18 protein-coding genes and 1 pseudogene are annotated in these 15,461 nt (G+C 37.5%); 7 read left to right on the top strand and 12 right to left on the bottom strand.

From position 1 onward, the window contains the following. Positions 1-14 precede the first annotated feature (14 nt). Complete coding sequence (glk, locus tag PSR9079_RS16100) at positions 15-1,013, bottom strand: glucokinase (RefSeq protein ID WP_145233464.1); 999 nt, start codon at positions 1,011-1,013, stop codon at positions 15-17. Positions 1,014-1,342: 329 nt separating this feature from the next. Here glk and PSR9079_RS16105 point away from each other — a divergent pair, with 329 nt between their 5' ends. Together PSR9079_RS16105 and PSR9079_RS16110 are read left to right on the top strand one after the other, a co-directional pair. Continuing rightward, entirely contained in the window at positions 1,343-2,359 is a 1,017-nt protein-coding gene (locus tag PSR9079_RS16105; protein ID WP_149982408.1) for a LacI family DNA-binding transcriptional regulator, read from the top strand. Between the two features lie 224 nt (positions 2,360-2,583). Further along, positions 2,584-3,216 (top strand): trimeric intracellular cation channel family protein, encoded by a 633-nt coding sequence (locus tag PSR9079_RS16110; protein WP_145233460.1) that lies wholly within the window; start codon positions 2,584-2,586, stop codon positions 3,214-3,216. A 266-nt stretch (positions 3,217-3,482) separates the two neighbouring features. On the opposite strand, the gene PSR9079_RS16120 is transcribed toward PSR9079_RS16110, so the two are convergent. Both PSR9079_RS16120 and PSR9079_RS16125 read right to left on the bottom strand, forming a co-directional pair. After that, entirely contained in the window at positions 3,483-4,337 is an 855-nt protein-coding gene (locus PSR9079_RS16120) for a CPBP family intramembrane glutamic endopeptidase (RefSeq protein WP_149982409.1), read from the bottom strand. 339 nt (positions 4,338-4,676) lie between these two features. Then, on the bottom strand, positions 4,677-4,997 hold the full coding sequence (locus PSR9079_RS16125; RefSeq protein WP_149982410.1) for a DUF2834 domain-containing protein: 321 nt from the start codon (positions 4,995-4,997) through the stop codon (positions 4,677-4,679). Positions 4,998-5,361: 364 nt separating this feature from the next. Between PSR9079_RS16125 and PSR9079_RS16130 the strand changes: the two genes are divergently transcribed. Continuing rightward, positions 5,362-6,129: a hypothetical protein gene (locus tag PSR9079_RS16130; RefSeq protein WP_149982411.1), complete on the top strand. Its 768-nt coding sequence runs from the start codon at positions 5,362-5,364 to the stop codon at positions 6,127-6,129. 251 nt (positions 6,130-6,380) lie between these two features. Here the strand turns inward: PSR9079_RS16130 and PSR9079_RS16135 are convergent, their stop codons facing one another. The 7 genes from PSR9079_RS16135 to PSR9079_RS16170 all read right to left on the bottom strand — a co-directional run bounded on the left by PSR9079_RS16135 (position 6,381) and on the right by PSR9079_RS16170 (position 10,281). Further along, complete coding sequence (locus tag PSR9079_RS16135; RefSeq protein WP_149982412.1) at positions 6,381-6,608, bottom strand: hypothetical protein; 228 nt, start codon at positions 6,606-6,608, stop codon at positions 6,381-6,383. Positions 6,609-6,808: 200 nt separating this feature from the next. After that, positions 6,809-7,222, bottom strand: coding sequence for a hypothetical protein (locus PSR9079_RS16140; RefSeq protein WP_149982413.1), 414 nt, complete (start codon positions 7,220-7,222; stop codon positions 6,809-6,811). Positions 7,223-7,496: 274 nt separating this feature from the next. Next, positions 7,497-7,874: a VOC family protein gene (locus PSR9079_RS16145; protein ID WP_149982414.1), complete on the bottom strand. Its 378-nt coding sequence runs from the start codon at positions 7,872-7,874 to the stop codon at positions 7,497-7,499. Between the two features lie 59 nt (positions 7,875-7,933). Next, complete coding sequence (locus PSR9079_RS16150) at positions 7,934-8,314, bottom strand: hypothetical protein (protein WP_149982415.1); 381 nt, start codon at positions 8,312-8,314, stop codon at positions 7,934-7,936. Positions 8,315-8,611: 297 nt separating this feature from the next. Then, the gene (locus tag PSR9079_RS16160) at positions 8,612-9,067 is read right to left on the bottom strand and encodes a hypothetical protein (RefSeq protein ID WP_149982416.1); all 456 of its coding nucleotides are present in this window, start codon (positions 9,065-9,067) and stop codon (positions 8,612-8,614) included. A 159-nt stretch (positions 9,068-9,226) separates the two neighbouring features. Then, complete coding sequence (locus PSR9079_RS16165; protein WP_149982417.1) at positions 9,227-9,601, bottom strand: hypothetical protein; 375 nt, start codon at positions 9,599-9,601, stop codon at positions 9,227-9,229. Between the two features lie 206 nt (positions 9,602-9,807). After that, on the bottom strand, positions 9,808-10,281 hold the full coding sequence (locus PSR9079_RS16170) for a hypothetical protein (RefSeq protein ID WP_149982418.1): 474 nt from the start codon (positions 10,279-10,281) through the stop codon (positions 9,808-9,810). 264 nt (positions 10,282-10,545) lie between these two features. Between PSR9079_RS16170 and PSR9079_RS24275 the strand changes: the two genes are divergently transcribed. The 3 genes and pseudogenes from PSR9079_RS24275 to PSR9079_RS24325 all read left to right on the top strand — a co-directional run bounded on the left by PSR9079_RS24275 (position 10,546) and on the right by PSR9079_RS24325 (position 11,599). Next, positions 10,546-10,830, top strand: coding sequence for a transposase (locus PSR9079_RS24275; RefSeq protein WP_425468866.1), 285 nt, complete (start codon positions 10,546-10,548; stop codon positions 10,828-10,830). Between the two features lie 52 nt (positions 10,831-10,882). After that, positions 10,883-11,344 (top strand): annotated as a pseudogene (locus tag PSR9079_RS24320) (DDE-type integrase/transposase/recombinase); the annotation flags it as partial. Positions 11,345-11,383: 39 nt separating this feature from the next. Beyond that, the gene (locus PSR9079_RS24325) at positions 11,384-11,599 is read left to right on the top strand and encodes an IS3 family transposase (protein WP_484297943.1); all 216 of its coding nucleotides are present in this window, start codon (positions 11,384-11,386) and stop codon (positions 11,597-11,599) included. Positions 11,600-11,689: 90 nt separating this feature from the next. Here the strand turns inward: PSR9079_RS24325 and PSR9079_RS16180 are convergent, their stop codons facing one another. Together PSR9079_RS16180 and PSR9079_RS16185 are read right to left on the bottom strand one after the other, a co-directional pair. Continuing rightward, entirely contained in the window at positions 11,690-12,010 is a 321-nt protein-coding gene (locus tag PSR9079_RS16180; RefSeq protein ID WP_149982419.1) for a membrane lipoprotein lipid attachment site-containing protein, read from the bottom strand. A 554-nt stretch (positions 12,011-12,564) separates the two neighbouring features. Then, complete coding sequence (locus tag PSR9079_RS16185; RefSeq protein WP_149982420.1) at positions 12,565-13,113, bottom strand: RHS repeat-associated core domain-containing protein; 549 nt, start codon at positions 13,111-13,113, stop codon at positions 12,565-12,567. A 370-nt stretch (positions 13,114-13,483) separates the two neighbouring features. Between PSR9079_RS16185 and PSR9079_RS16190 the strand changes: the two genes are divergently transcribed. After that, complete coding sequence (locus tag PSR9079_RS16190; protein WP_246175587.1) at positions 13,484-15,307, top strand: M1 family metallopeptidase; 1,824 nt, start codon at positions 13,484-13,486, stop codon at positions 15,305-15,307. Positions 15,308-15,461 lie beyond the last annotated feature (154 nt).

Here is a 15,461-nt window from a genome sequence, read left to right on the forward strand (position 1 = left end):
CTATGAGCGATGTATTATGACTGCTCATTGACGTGCAAACATGCAGCAGCACCAATAAGTGGAATATTATCTTGTGTGACTAACGTCACTGGTATTTGGCTCACATACTGCGACATGATCCCTTTAGCACCAAAACGCTCAACAAAACGACTAGCAAGTAAACGAGCTTGCATACGCGGTAAAATACCGCCACCAATATACACACCACCTAACGCACCAAATGCCAGTGCTAAATCGCCTGCGACACTGCCAATCCAATCACAAAATTGATTTAACGTAGCATCGCAAATGGCACATTCACCACTATTTGCTAATTCGCTAATTTGTGCAGCGGTTAAATTCTTAGCATCGACACCTTTTACAGCCGCCATGGCTTGATACAAATGAGCAATACCCGGCCCTGAAAATACTGTTTCGACCGATACATGTGGCAATAGCTTACGTAACTCGATGATCAGCTGAGTATCTAATTCACTCACTGACGCCAATGTTATATGCCCACCTTCACAACTCAAAACAGCACGTGATTGGCTAGTACGCACTAAACACGCCGCACCAAAACCAGTGCCCGGACCCATGACTGCAATATTTGCATCAGTATCGGCTTGTCCTGCTTTAACTGCAATGTTTTGTTGTGGATCTAAATAAGGTGCTGCATAGGCAAACGCAGCAAAATCGTTGATCACTTCCAGTTGAGCTAAATTAAACTCAGCTTTTACTTGTTCGACACTAAAGTGCCAACCTAAATTAGTTAAATGTACTTGGCCTGCTTTTATCGGTCCAGCCACGGCTAAACACGCGCGTCGAGGTTGAATATGACTAACTTGAGATAAATAATGCGTTATTGCCGCTTCCAATGAACCAAAATTGGCACTGGGAAAAATGATATTATGCTCAATAACGAATTGTTTTTCTTGTAGGTTAAAAGCAGTAATTAAAGCAAAACGGGCATTAGTGCCGCCGATGTCGGCCACTAAGATAGGATCGAATTCTGAATTTGGCTTGGAGTTCATCGTGTTTTCTCTTTTGTCTAAGCGGTTTATATACTTAGCTATAACCGTGCTTATTATTGTAATTTCAATGGTCTTGCTATCGCTATGAGATAAACTTTGAGCTATCACCTCAAAGTAGTTACTCTAGTATAAAAAAATGCTGCCCAACTAAATGGGCAGCCAATACGTTTTGACAACAAAATGATAAAACACCCGCATTATGACACCGGTGTCAGGGTTGGATCAATAAAAATTTTAAATTACTGATAAATAGCTTGTAAAAATCAGCAAATAAACGAGAATAACACGAGTTATTTGCACTTTAGTTACTTGAAATAGTTAGGTTGTGTATGAAAGGTAAAGCTACATCGTTTGACATTGCACACTACGCAGGGGTATCACAATCCACTGTCTCGCGCGCCTTGCGCAACAGTCCATTGGTTAATGAAGAAACCCGCAAACGTGTTTTTGAGGTAGCCAAGCAGCTTAACTATAAAGTCGACAAAAATGCGAGTAACCTTCGAACTCAACAAAGTAGTACATTGGCTTTGTTACTGTTTGAAGATCCCACAGCAGATGAATCACAAATCAATCCGTTCTTTTTAGCGATGCTCGGCAGCATAACGCGTGCTTGCGCAAAAGAAGGGTATGACTTATTGGTATCGTTTCAATCTGCAAGCTCAGATTGGCAAGCGGACTACGAAGACAGTCACCGTGCTGATGGTATTATTTTATTAGGTTATGGCGATTACATTGATTTTCAGCCTAAGTTTAATACCTTGCTTGAACAAAACACCAAATTTGTTTGTTGGGGAGCAACGGTAGATAATCGTGCCGATTTAACAATTAGCTGTGATAACTATGGCGGCGGCCAACTTGCTGCTGAGCATTTATTGGCGCATAACCGAACTGATTGCGCATTTATTGGTGATGCATCTGATCATAGCCCTGAATTTTTTGCCCGTTTTAATGGCTTTAAAGACAAGTTAAAACAACATGCTATTACCTTAAGCGAGCGAAAAATAGCGAATGCGATTTCGACCGAAGAGTCTGGTTATCATGCCACACGTTCGCTTATTGCCAACAATATTACCTTTAATGCCCTTTTCGCTGCTAGCGATCTGATTGCTATAGGTGCAATACGCGCTTTAAAAGAAGCCAATATTAACGTGCCGAAAGATGTAGCCGTGATAGGTTTTGATAATATTTCGATTGCCAGCTATGTAAACCCGCCACTCACAACCATAGAGCAAAACACCACAATAGCAGGACAAATGCTAGTTGAAAACTTACTAAAACTAATTCGTGGTGAACAAGTACAAAGTACCCTACTAACACCGCGACTAATTGCACGAGGTTCCAGCTAACTACATATATTTTATTACATTATTTACGGTCTTTTGTCCTTATTTTTTTATAATTACACGCTAGGTCAACGTACTATTAACAGCCAATTCACACATTAATTTCACATTAGTTTTTTTTATCTGAAACTGAGCGTTTTTAGTGTAATTTCTCACTCGTCTTTTTATTAGTTTCTCTCTACAATCGCACTTTTATTTTTGCTCTTAAAAATTCAAGTGAATATCTTATGCTATTAACTATTGTTTATATTATTGGTATTACAGCCGAAGCCATGACCGGTGCGCTGAGTGCTGGGCGCAGAAACATGGATTGGTTTGGGGTTATGTTAGTAGCCAGTGCCACAGCAATTGGTGGTGGCAGCGTACGCGATATTTTACTTGGCAATTACCCTTTAACTTGGGTAAAACATCCAGAATATTTATTGATCACCTGCGTTGCCGGTATTATTACAACTTGGCTTGCAAAATGGGTGGTTAAATTTAAAGGCATTTTTATGCGTTTAGATGCCCTTGGGCTTGCCGCATTTAGTATTATTGGCTGCCAAGTGGGGCTTAATATGGGTTTGCACTATGGTATTTGTGTAGTCGCTGCTATTGTTACCGGCGTATTTGGTGGATTATTACGTGATTTAATTTGTCGCCAAGCGCCGCTAGTATTACATCATGAGCTTTACGCCAGCGTAGCGCTGATTGTAGCTTGTTTATATCTAGCACTACACCACTACAACATTGATGACAACATCAGCGTTATTACAAGCCTAGTTGTAGGGTATTTAATACGCATGGCATCGGTACGCTTTAAATGGCGCTTACCTACGTTTAGTTTATTAGAACCAGCTAATTTGAAAAATGAACAGTAAAGGCAGTCGTTTATTAACCCCTGCTCTTGAGCTTTTCAATAGTCCAATTACTTCTTAGGCTATTGAAACAGCGAAAAATATTATTTTCATACGTTAAAAATAAATAGTTTTTCCGACTGTTTTATTTTGAAAGTAATTATAGAGTAATAAAGATTGCAATAAACTTGTACCACTTGATGTTGCCCAATATAAACCAATAGCAGAGGGGAAGTTTATTAAGGTAATAACACAAATCACACCCTCAGTACTTGATAGCATATAGTTATTTAATAAGAGGGTGTTGCAAGCATAGGGTAAGTAAATAAGAAAAAGTGAAACACATTAACGAACCAATGGCATAAAATAGCCCACTCTAAACGCTGAGTTTTATAAAAAATGTATCCATAGCCAAAACCAGCAACAGCTGCCACTAGCATGTAACTAGCTCCAGCTGAAAAGTGTGCGAGTGAAAATAAACCAGTAGTGATCACAGGCGCTAGTAATGCAAACCGAGCCGAGGTTATCACTTTCGAAAGCTTAGTTTGTATTATCCCTCTAAATAACGCCTCTTCTGCAACGCAGGTAAAAAATAGATTAATTGCTATAAATAAAAACCAAAATTCGGGTACTTTAGGCGCAAACTCCATAAGGCCCAATATGAAAGCAGTGATGAGTGCAGCTAAAATCGTGATGGCAATAATCGAAAGTGGATGCCCTACGCTTATTGGTTTTAGCGTTTTATTTTTTGTAAAAAAATAAGCGCTCAGCATCAAACCCGCTAATGCTTTATCGAAATTAGCATACAGGGTAAATGCAATTGCATTGCTAGTAAGCTGTTCATTAACAACAATAGGCTGGTTATTAAAACCGGGGAACCAATGTAAGGCTAAACCAAGTGAGGCTATTACAAATAAAGGCGTTAAGATACTGCGTATTAACGCAGAGGTTGCAGATACCGAAAAGTGCAATAAGCCTAAATAAAACACAATAACAACAACTGCGTATAAGTTTATATATTCCTGATAATAGGCAGTTATAACACTTAGCAGCAGTAAGTATTGCCAAATTGGTTGGCGTAAAATTACTATCTTACAAAATGGAAAAACGCATAAAATAGATAGCGCTAGGAAACAAAAAGCCATGAATGTGTAATCTTATGTTTTAGATTTTAAAAAGGCTTTTTACTTTAATTAACGCCTTTTACAGATCCGACCAGCAGCATGGCATTTATAAAAGTAAAAAGTTCTATCCGCTTTTTGCATTTAATATCAATGATACAAAGCACTATAAATGGCATTAGTATCGAAATAAATAACATCATTGAAGTACCAATAGCGCTAAAAATAGGGCTAACACCAGTAACTACGTATCATTGCTTACATCTGGAAAATGATGGCGATTTTAAATTCAGTGCTAGTAAGTAGTAAAATGCGGAAAGCGCCAGATACTTGAAGATAGCTATTGACGCCATAACTTATTTGTTAGGGCTGTGATTCAAGGGACTGCTTTTCTTTGAGGTAAAGATAAAGTGGAAGCCCAAACGACACACCCACAAACAACGTGCCCAGCACAGCAAAATATCGATATGTCACTTTATTTCTGCGACCATCGACAATGATAAAACCCAACAAAACAACTGCAGACACTACAACATCAAGCCAAGCAAATACGCTGATAGAATTTGTCACCGCGTCATTAAACAAGAGACCAAGATCTAAACCATTTGTAACTAGCCAAGGAACAAAGGCGCCATAAGGAAGTAAAATTCCTAATAAAGTAAGAACCAGATAAAACCTAACCATTTCACCATCCTTGCAACTGTTTTTAGTAAGCCCTAATGAATCTGTAGAATAACTCGTTTTTAATTTATTTTTATTATTGTATCAACCATAGCCGAATTCCTATTTTGATTCAATCGTTTAGTGATTAACGGCTTTTGAAGTGGTTAGTGTGATTTGGTGTTTTTTAATATGAACCAAATAATTACAACTCCAAACTACCTAGTGAAATAAGAGACGCCCATTAACTATCAAAGATATGACATAAATTATTAGTCTTTCAAAATACCCCACCATAACAACTCTATTGCAAAAACCTTTAAAATAGTTAAAGTGTTGTTCCGTTTTTTTTATAAAAACCCCTGATTAGCTATAAGGCTTATAAAAAATGAAAAAGATATGTGTGTTACTTATTTTACTCATCGCCAGTGTCGCTAAAGCAGATGACATTAGTCAATATAAGTTCTATGCAACAGACAACTTCAGAGATGATCAGCAACCGGAGTTTGCCGCTTATATAAAAAATGGCGATCCTTGTATTCAGGTTAAAAACCTAACAACCCATAAAGAGGTCCGCTTTTGTCAGATCACCAAAGGCATTAATTTAGCTGATGATCCTAACATCTACCCTTTTGAAATGCATTTCTCAGGTCACCGATTATATTTCTTTGTTGCTGCCTATTGGGCTGATCAAGCTTGTACTATAGAACTGTCAAATATGACGATTAGTTGTGAGCTAAAAAACAAACCCAAAAAGGAAGAAGACGTTAAAGCAGAGCACCAAAAAGCGGTAAAAAAGAATGAGGTTGTCATCCCTCCTGCTGTTAAACATATAGAGTTTGGCAATGTAAAAGAAGCAGAAGGTCTGTTTCGTCTTATTCTTAATAATTCTGAAATGAACCCATGTTTTACCATTGAGCATTACAGTACATCCCTATTTGATGGCCCAACAAACATTAAACATGTTTGTAGTGCCATAAATAAAACGGACGACTCAATCATTGATCTTATAGGAAAAGACGGCAACTGGTGGTTTGAAAACTTTAATTGGCAAGGTAATAACTTAGCATTTGAAATAAATGCTATGGGGGGGAATTATAAATGTGAATTACCATTACCATTTACCGAGCAATCTGAAGCCTTATGTGTAAGATAAATCATATATTTGTGCAATGTAATCGCCACTCGAAGATTATTGGTTATATTTTATCAGTTTAGAGAGCTCACTTTGAGTCCCATTAAGCTCAGCTTTTTATTTGCTGCCTACCAAATATGCCCAAGATGCGCCCGTGTAAGTCAAAAGTTGGGCGCGCAATTCACATAAGCGATTTAAAAATTAACGAGACTATGAAGTTGTTTAACATTAAAAAACTGTACTACTATCATGTCTTTCATTGTGCTTTATTTTCAAGTGGTTGCTTCCCATTGCAACCAATCAAAATCATGTTCGAGCATTTCCTTATTAAAATCTAAAAATGTTGAGCCTTCATTTAATAAGAACTGTCTGCGCTCGTCATTTCTCATATAAGCAGTCCAGTAAGGCAAGTAATTGGGATTATCAATACCAAAAATCAGTTCAAAATCCACTACATTTTCCTGCATTTCATCAAGCATTTTATTAGTTAGCCTAGGCATTTTACACCTTCAATACGAAAACCATTTTAGACCCTACAAACAAATAGAAGTAGATGGGTTTGTTAATTTATAATTTTTCCGCCGACGCGACCTGAAATATTAGTAATTTCTATGGCGAAAGAACAATCCGTATACGTTGTTAGTTTTAAGAAGATGACCTCTTTCTTGTAACTTAACGTTAATCGATAAGCTTGGTTACCTTAAGAGACAAAGCCATTTAATTTTAATGTCTTTTCAAATTCTACAGCTCTTTTTAAATCATTAATTGATACTTCATAGAGATTGTCGGAATTAAAATTAAACTCAATTGTAAGGTTGGTAGTTCCTATATGCACACACGTTTTATAGCCAAAACATTCACATTGGGCATTATATTCAATCCATTTTTTTGTGCCATTTAATACTATTGGCGGTGGGCACCATTGTTTAGGTTCTTCATTATGGACTGTATGACAAACGCCTAACCGTTCTAAATAATTTAACAACTGAGCTTCATTTTCTGCTGCAATAATAGCATTAAGTTCAAAACGGTCGTTATAGTGCCCACCTTTGGGACTTTTAATTTTAAAAATATTACACTTTTTAAGCTCAGTTTTAAACTCTTGAGAGTACATTGGCATCCCATTAACCCTATTATTTATGAAGAAATTTTAGATAAATACAGCTCATAAAAAGTAGTTTCCCCACCTAGTTAAAAAGTGAAGGCTACATAAATGAAACTAACGAGCCTAAAAAATAACTCGTTTAAATTTATTTTACTGCTGAACAACCATAATCAAATTAATCTTTTGATTCAATTTTTACTAGTTTCTCCTTGGTTCGTCATTATCGTAATTAAGGATTTTTATGGAGCTAAGAACTCATTTTTTTATTTACGATTTTATGCAATTATTTGATAGCATTAAAGAAACCCCAATTGCTAGTGTCTACCTCATTAGTATCATCAAAGCATTCAGATGTAATTTGAATCGTATTTCCATCAGAATCAAAGAACCTTGCTACATATCCACTTGGCTGACTCCAAACCATTTCAAATTTTACGCCAAGTGAAATAAGGCTATCGCAATAGGATAAAAAGTTAGTTTTTACTTCATAGCCGAAATAGCTCAATCCGGTAGGATTTCCGTGTGAATTTAATAGCCATATTCCGGCATTATCATTTTCAGGAAAGGTTAGAACACAGTCCAGATCCTTAAATTTTAAAGTCTTATGATAAAAATTAAATAGTCGGTCATAATCATCTGTAAATAAATATACGTTAACCATGAGTAATCTCTGTTTTTTGTAAGCCCAACTCTGATTCTAAATTTATGTTTAAGACCTTGTTAGACATTATTACAACTTAACCATATTTTATAATACAGCAAGGCAATACTAGCCTCCGTAATAACTGCCAGTAAAATACCTATACCAGCAAATCCACGTAAATATTCAACACTACCAAGAAAAGCCAATGCAAACATAGAAACGGAAAGACTCAAACATATAGCCTGCCTAGATTCTGAATGCTCAGCATTTCGGCCAAACCAACTAAACACAGATATTCCGAGAAATAACATTGCAGCCCTTCTACCGATAAAGAAAGCAGAGTTATTTTCATCAATATTAAACAACATAAATAATACTTCCGGAATAAGTATAAGAACCAAACACAAAGTGAATGCAATAGCTGCTGTAATTATGCTAACTACTTTAAATTTAATCATACTCCCCCTTGAATGCCAAACAAGGCTGTAGAGTAACTCCTACAGCCAAATTCAATTAAAAAATCGAGCTTCTGAATTAACTCTAAGCGTTTTTAAAGCATTAGGTAATGCATTTTGGAACCCATAAAACAAGCTGTTATTCTTAGAAAATAGTAATTCTACAGCCTCAACACCTTGTTAAGGTGTGAGGCACGCAATACCAAAGCGTCTGCATACCACCTTAACCACTAAACCGAACGCATAGTAAAAATGCCACGCGTGCAGAATAGCTCTTGAACAATTTGTTATGTTGAAATACTAAGTAACACGCTCACAACTATCTAGCATCTTAACTGGTAATTGATTTTCAACTAGAAAATTGTAAAAGCGTAGATCTTCAATTAAATCAGGAGAAGCGAATTCAAAATCTTGATAAGTCTGATTTTTAAAACGAAACCTTACTATATGTTCAAACCTTTTCGCTTGTACATATAAAATTTCACTGATCTCGGTAATACTTATACGTGCACCCAATACAATCAAAACATCGCCATCAATCGCAACGGCCACTGACTTTTTTGGCTTTGACATAACGTATTCACTTATCAAGGATAATGCACAAAACAAGGCGATATATCCAAGTTGCGTTAAAAATGCGGCTTTTGAGATTTCAACAAGATAGTAAGCAAACATGCCACAAAATAACGTTCTAGTGACAAAACTATGAAACAGCTTAACACTAGCTAACTTGTTTTGTTTTAATAAAATTCTCATAACTCCCTTTCCCAAAATAGTATTTCAAACATATAAATATTAGAATATTTATTGACACCAATCGTGATTACTTAACGCAATGGTATCTGCACGTTTTATGAATTGGTGTTACGTTTAGAGTTTATTGTGCTTATACTAAAACATACATACCAGAAAAAATTATGCTGATTTTTTCAACCATAAAAGGTGAAGAAGGATATGGATAACACTAAAAAATAGCGGACCTCCAATTATAAATAATTTATACCAGCTTAAACTTAAGCTAACAATTTCTCCTTGATAATTGCAGCTCAACCAATACACATAGAGCAAAGAAGCTACACCTAAAATTAGAAATATTAATCTTTTTTTTAGCGCTATATTCAACCCCCAACTTAAAGAAGTTAGAGCTAGATACCCCAAAAGCCCCCCAACCAATGGTAACAACCATTGCAAAGTAAAACTAAGTGGTACAAAAAAAATAGTTACAATACTTGTTAGGAAATAAAGTCCACCAATAATCATTAGAAAGGTAGTTGGCAACCAAGCGAACACTATTGTTAATCCAATGAGTAGATTTCTTAGGAACATATTTTAACAGCCCAGTATGTTTATAATTTTGCATTGCGAGGATAATCTTGATGTAATTGTTAGCCAGCTAATTTTATTAGCTAGAACGCGAATAAAATTATCTAACGTGCTATCTGGTCTCAATTAATCACAACAATAAGCATCGCTAAGGAAATTCATTAAGAGGATTATTATATTTTTTGCGCTATAAAATGGGGGACGTCAATTCTATCACCACCATTTATAAAGTGAGAGTCAAAAGCGTATGCCATTTTTTCCAAAGGCGCATCATAATAACCCTTAGTGTGGATTTCTGTTATGTAACGTTCCATAAAGGGAATTGCGCCTAGAATCTCCCACTGCGCAACATGAACAAGTTCATGAAAATGCAAACGTAAATCAGATGCTGAATGAGGAAGAACGTAGTAAGTGTTTTTATATGTAATTCCACTTACATCCATATCGATGAAGTCACCTAATCCAAGGTGTCGTAACTCTGGAAAATGAGGCTTTGGGATTTCATCAATAATTACAAAATACGCATGTTGTAAAAACTCCAAAGAATAAAATCCTTTAAACTCGTCAAAAAATTTAGAGCAAGTTACCCTTTGCTCTTGGTGTTTAAGGTTTGTCTGCTCAATCCATTGTTCAATTTGCTGTAACATCCCATATTCCATAAACATATCACGAGTTCAGATAGTTACTCGCTATTTAAGGTTCTTCACAAACAATAGCCTAGTTCCTATTTTGATTCAATCGCTTACTCCAATTTCATGTGAAATATAAAAAGACTTGGTGTTGTTTTAATTGGCAATTTGGAAGATATCACAGGTCTTTGAGTGGCTTATTTGGAGAGGTTGGAGCTTACTGTTCCCTGCTACTACTTCTAGGCACATGACTAAGTAAGTACAATAACCATTGAAGTATTTATGACAACAAAGAAATCACGTAAAACTCATACGACTGAATTTAAACAAGAAGCCGTTCTGTTAGCTGCAAAAATCGGTGTTGCTGCCACTGCTAGAGATTTAGACATTCATGAGTCGCAAATCTACGATTGGCGCAATAAGCTGCAACAAAAGAAAAGGGCGAACCAACCTGAGGCCAAAATAGCTGCTGAACTAGCCAAACTAAAAGGTCAAATATCTGAGCAATCGGAGGACTTAGCCATATTAAAAAAGGCGACTTCCTACTCTGCGAAGAATCAAAAATAAAGCGGTTCAAATTCATGCGAGCGCACCAAGCAAAATTTAAGGTGACGCGTGTATGGCTTTGGTGCTCAAAGTGTCGCGAAGTGGATTTTATCATTGGCTTAAATTCGGTGAGGTGGTGAGTAAGAGAGCATGGCAACAACAGCTGCGAGATGAGCAAATACAACAGATTTTTGTTGATTCAAAGCCGGGTTATGGTGCTACTCGCATCCAAGTTGAATTGGAAGATAATCAGCAAACTGCATGTATCAAAACTATCAGCGACAGCATGAAACGCCAAGGCTTAGCTGCCACGGCAACAAATCAGAAGTGGATAACGGACATTACCTATTTATGGACCAGCGAAGGCTGGCTTTATTTAGCCGTTATTATCGACCTGTTTTCAAGAGCGGTAATGGTTCCAACATGAAAGCAGAGCTCGTGTCTGATGTGTTAAAAAATGGCTATTTTCCGTAGAGGCCGACCAAAAGATGTTATCGTTCATAGTGACCGAGGTAGTCAATATTGCTCTGGAGACTTCCGTAATCTGCTGCAAAACCATGGATTAAAGCAAAGCATGAGCCGAAAAGGAAATTGTTGGGACAACGCCTGTGCAGAGAGTTTCTTCCATTCATTGAAAGTCGAAGCGATCCATGGCGAGCCAATTATGGATAGTAAAACAATGCGTGAAGCAGTATTTGAATACATTGAAATTGATTACAACAAAACAAGAAGCCATAGCGCTAATGGCTATCTCAGCCCTGAAGCATTTGAACTAAGTAACATAGCTTAGTGCTGTGTCCAGTTTTAGTGCTGAGGATCATTATGAGTCACCGATACCAATTAGTTAATTTTATAGTAGTTAACATAAATGCATAGTAAGTTAGTCATCCGTCCTTGTTACTCTTACTCCATCAACAACCATTGACCACTGACCATCACTAAAAAATGGTGGTTGCGAAACCTCAAAAGTTGTATTCATTATAAGCATATCAACTAAGAAATTATCGCCATCAAACTGATCTATAGATGATGAAATAGAAGTTCCACCTCGTTGATAGTCAAAAGTTCCATCTGGGAGTATTTCTATATACATACCAGGACCTTGCCAATAACCTATATACGCAAACTTATCTGAGGGTATTGGCTTACTGCAAGCACTCAGTGCCAACATAATAAATAAAGTGATAACTATTTTTTTCATCAGTTTCATTGAGACTTCGCTAAATTAGGTGATTCAGTGTAGCAATAAACACCTCACACTTACTACTTTTGCATAGATAAATTAATACTAATCATAGTAATAGCGTATCTATTAGATTGGTGAGTGACTTTATTACACACTAAACCATAACGTGTCTTTTTTACTGCAAGCGTCACCACAACATTCGCTAAAAAACCAAGTAATAAATGCTTAGTATGTTGTTTGAAGCATAAGTTGATATAAGCGTATTCGGATTCATTGGGATACAGCTAATCGAAGCAACTATATGTGAAATAGTATTTAAGCCTAAATTAGCATAAATTTACTAGCTTACTCAACCACATGAGGCCTCCTTAATTAAAAAGCTCAGTGAAGATGAAAGACTGCGAACTCCTTCGCCATGGATTAAGTCCTGCTCAGATCACTCAATTGAATTTGGTGCCAAACGACTATTTTCATTGATCCCAAAAATAACAAAACCAGCGACTAGCGAGGCTTTGGATTCAAAGGTATTTACTTATGCCTTGGTTGAGAATTACCGCTAATCGCATATATCAAAATGAGCGAAATAACACACAAACTGCATTATTTACTGCCCCAACATCTATACTAGACAATGACTTACCTTCAAAGGCAACTTGAACAGCGACTTCTGCAACTGCGCCTACTAATCCTGCAATAAGGAAATTCATAAACTTACCAGATGGATCGCTATGGTTAATTGGATCATTCCCAACATAAGCATAGAAATTCATCTGATCTTCATAACCCACAGGGTCAGTTTGTAAGAATCGCCCTAGTTCAGGGTGATAAACGCGTGCTTTGTAATGGTAAAGCTTAGTACCAGGGATTAAGATTTGCCCTGTATATCTAAAACGCGATGAGCTTGTATTAATTGGTTCACCAAATGGGCCATATTTATGCGTAGCGGCAATTGACCCTAAGCCATTCGTTTCACTAATAATCGAACCACGTTCATCTGCATGTAAATAGCGCTTGCTCCCTGTGCCAGTACCTTCGTACCAAACCAGCGGGTCATCTTCACCGATGCCATGAACATAACAACGTAATAGGCTACCACTGCTGTTGTACTCAGCAACCAACTCGTTTGCATCCTATAAGAAGGTTGTTTTAGTTCTAGATAGGAAAATAAAGTGATGAAATTTAGCGCATTAGATCATAAATTATAATTCTTTACAAAGTATGATCCCCCCTACGCTAACAACCGGTAAAGCGAATTTACTAAGCTGGTAATTTTCTATATGGTATCTACTTCTCGCATGCGCTGCTTTTTAACAGTGGCTGTAAATAATAAATAAGGGAAATAAAATGCTTAACTGGTTTAAAAAAACCACTTTGCTATGCGTTGCAAGCTCTGCAAGTATAGCCATAGGGGCAACAACCCCCACGACTTCAAACTACGACTCACAAGCCTTGTTTGCTCCACTATCATTACCCAATTAAGTAAATGCAATGCGCAGCGGCGCAGGAAAGCCTGGTCCGCTTTTTTGGCAAAAAAAAGTCGATTACTCCCTTAAGGCCTCAATAGATACCGAACAAGATATTTTAAGTAGCAAAGAAACCATCACTTATACCAATAACAGCCCTGATGATTTAACCCGTTTGTGGGTGCAACTTGATCAAAATATGTATCGCAAAGACTCGCGAAGCTCTATCGCCTCGCAGTGGCGTAGCTCTCATTTTACTGATGGTTACCAGTTTGACAAAGTAACCGTGATTATAAATAACAAACATTACGATGCCGATTTTTTAATTGACGATACACGAATGCGTATCGATTTAAAAAACCCTCTAGCTGCTCAAGGCGGTAAATTACAACTGCAAATTGATTACAGCTATAAAGTACCCGGGACATGGGGCGGTCGTACTGCGGTCACACCTTCTAAAAATGGCAAAATTTTTGAAATTGCACAGTGGTTCCCACGTATGGCAGTTTATGATGACTTACATGGGTGGAATAACAATCCTTATATTAGCTCTGAATTTTATTCAGAATATGGCACGATTGACTACACGGTTAATGTACCAAAAGATTATTGGGTGGTGGGCTCAGGTGAGCTAATTAATCCTGAAGAGGTGCTCACTAAAACGGAACAGAAGCGCTTAGCTAAAGCTAAAAAAAGCGAAGAAACCGTCTATATTCGCAACAAAGCAGATATTAATAACCCCGATAGTCGGCCTAAGGATGACCAGCGATTAAGTTGGCATTTCAAAATGGATAATACCCGCGATGTCGCATTTGCCGCTTCACCTGCGTTTATTATCGATGGCGCTAAAATTAATCTACCAGAGGGTAAAACCGCATTAGCAATGTCTGCGTATCCAGTTGAAGGCATTGGCAGTACTAAATGGGATCGCTCAACAGAGTATGTTAAAGCGAATATAGAGCATTTTTCCACTTGGTATCCTTACCCTTATCCTGCAGCTATTAACTTAGGCGGCCATGGGGCCTGTATGGAATATCCAGGAATTGTATTCGATGGTATGCAAGACAAAGACGATTTGCTTTTTTGGATAACAGCGCATGAGCTAGGCCACAACTGGTTTCCGATGATTGTAGGCTCTGATGAGCGCCGCCATGCATTTATGGATGAAGGATTTAACACGTTTATAGATGTTTATGCCTCAGATGCTTTTAATGATGGCGAGTTTGCTCCAAAACGTGACGGAGAATATGCCCCGAAAGGCGGTAACCCGGTTGATGAGATCTTACCCGTATTAGCCGATAATGAAGCACCTACATTAATGGCCCCAGCAGAGGCCACGGATGAAAAATACCGCCATTCTGTTGCTTATTTTAAATCGGCGCTAGGTTTAGTGTTACTGCGAGAAGAGATATTAGGGCCAGAGCGATTCGATCCTGCTTTTAAAGAATATATCTCAACGTGGGCTTATAAACATCCTAGCCCTTCAGATTTTTTCCGCTTTATGGAGAGCGCCGCAGGGGAAGATCTTTCTTGGTGGTGGCGTGGTTGGTACTTAAATAACTGGCAACTTGATATGGCAATAACGAGTGTTGAAGCCATTGATGATAAACACGGTAAAGGCACTAAAGTTAGCTTTAAAAGTAATCAAAAGTTAGTTATGCCAGCAACACTGCGTGTGCAATACAGTGATAATACACATGAAGATATTCGCATTCCAGTTGAAACATGGATGCGCACAGGTAAGCCGAGTGTGGTATTGCCTGTTACTAAAACAATTAAACGTGCCAGCCTCGATCCTGAGCATAAATTACCCGATGCAGATCGCAGCAATAATACGATTGACCTATAAAAGTCACAACGCCTGCTAAATACAAATTTAACAGGCGTTTGCTACTATCAAATATTTTGAAGGTTCGATGAGCTAATAGATAAAAAATATTAATCGGTGGCCCATTTCTTGATAAGCCAAATTTGCTAGCCACTCTAGGTTTAGGAAACCAGTT

Source organism: Pseudoalteromonas rhizosphaerae, assembly GCF_902498845.1.
Taxonomy (GTDB): Bacteria; Pseudomonadota; Gammaproteobacteria; order Enterobacterales; family Alteromonadaceae; genus Pseudoalteromonas; species Pseudoalteromonas rhizosphaerae.

Coding starts and splice junctions, on each gene's coding strand:
- glk (WP_145233464.1), bottom strand. CDS start 1,013: ATGAACTCCAAGCCAAATTCAGAATTCGATCCTATCTTAGTGGCCGAC.
- PSR9079_RS16105 (WP_149982408.1), top strand. CDS start 1,343: ATGAAAGGTAAAGCTACATCGTTTGACATTGCACACTACGCAGGGGTA.
- PSR9079_RS16110 (WP_145233460.1), top strand. CDS start 2,584: ATGCTATTAACTATTGTTTATATTATTGGTATTACAGCCGAAGCCATG.
- PSR9079_RS16120 (WP_149982409.1), bottom strand. CDS start 4,337: ATGGCTTTTTGTTTCCTAGCGCTATCTATTTTATGCGTTTTTCCATTT.
- PSR9079_RS16125 (WP_149982410.1), bottom strand. CDS start 4,997: ATGGTTAGGTTTTATCTGGTTCTTACTTTATTAGGAATTTTACTTCCT.
- PSR9079_RS16130 (WP_149982411.1), top strand. CDS start 5,362: ATGAAAAAGATATGTGTGTTACTTATTTTACTCATCGCCAGTGTCGCT.
- PSR9079_RS16135 (WP_149982412.1), bottom strand. CDS start 6,608: ATGCCTAGGCTAACTAATAAAATGCTTGATGAAATGCAGGAAAATGTA.
- PSR9079_RS16140 (WP_149982413.1), bottom strand. CDS start 7,222: ATGTACTCTCAAGAGTTTAAAACTGAGCTTAAAAAGTGTAATATTTTT.
- PSR9079_RS16145 (WP_149982414.1), bottom strand. CDS start 7,874: ATGGTTAACGTATATTTATTTACAGATGATTATGACCGACTATTTAAT.
- PSR9079_RS16150 (WP_149982415.1), bottom strand. CDS start 8,314: ATGATTAAATTTAAAGTAGTTAGCATAATTACAGCAGCTATTGCATTC.
- PSR9079_RS16160 (WP_149982416.1), bottom strand. CDS start 9,067: ATGAGAATTTTATTAAAACAAAACAAGTTAGCTAGTGTTAAGCTGTTT.
- PSR9079_RS16170 (WP_149982418.1), bottom strand. CDS start 10,281: ATGTTACAGCAAATTGAACAATGGATTGAGCAGACAAACCTTAAACAC.
- PSR9079_RS24275 (WP_425468866.1), top strand. CDS start 10,546: ATGACAACAAAGAAATCACGTAAAACTCATACGACTGAATTTAAACAA.
- PSR9079_RS24325 (WP_484297943.1), top strand. CDS start 11,384: ATGAGCCGAAAAGGAAATTGTTGGGACAACGCCTGTGCAGAGAGTTTC.
- PSR9079_RS16180 (WP_149982419.1), bottom strand. CDS start 12,010: ATGAAAAAAATAGTTATCACTTTATTTATTATGTTGGCACTGAGTGCT.
- PSR9079_RS16190 (WP_246175587.1), top strand. CDS start 13,484: ATGCGCAGCGGCGCAGGAAAGCCTGGTCCGCTTTTTTGGCAAAAAAAA.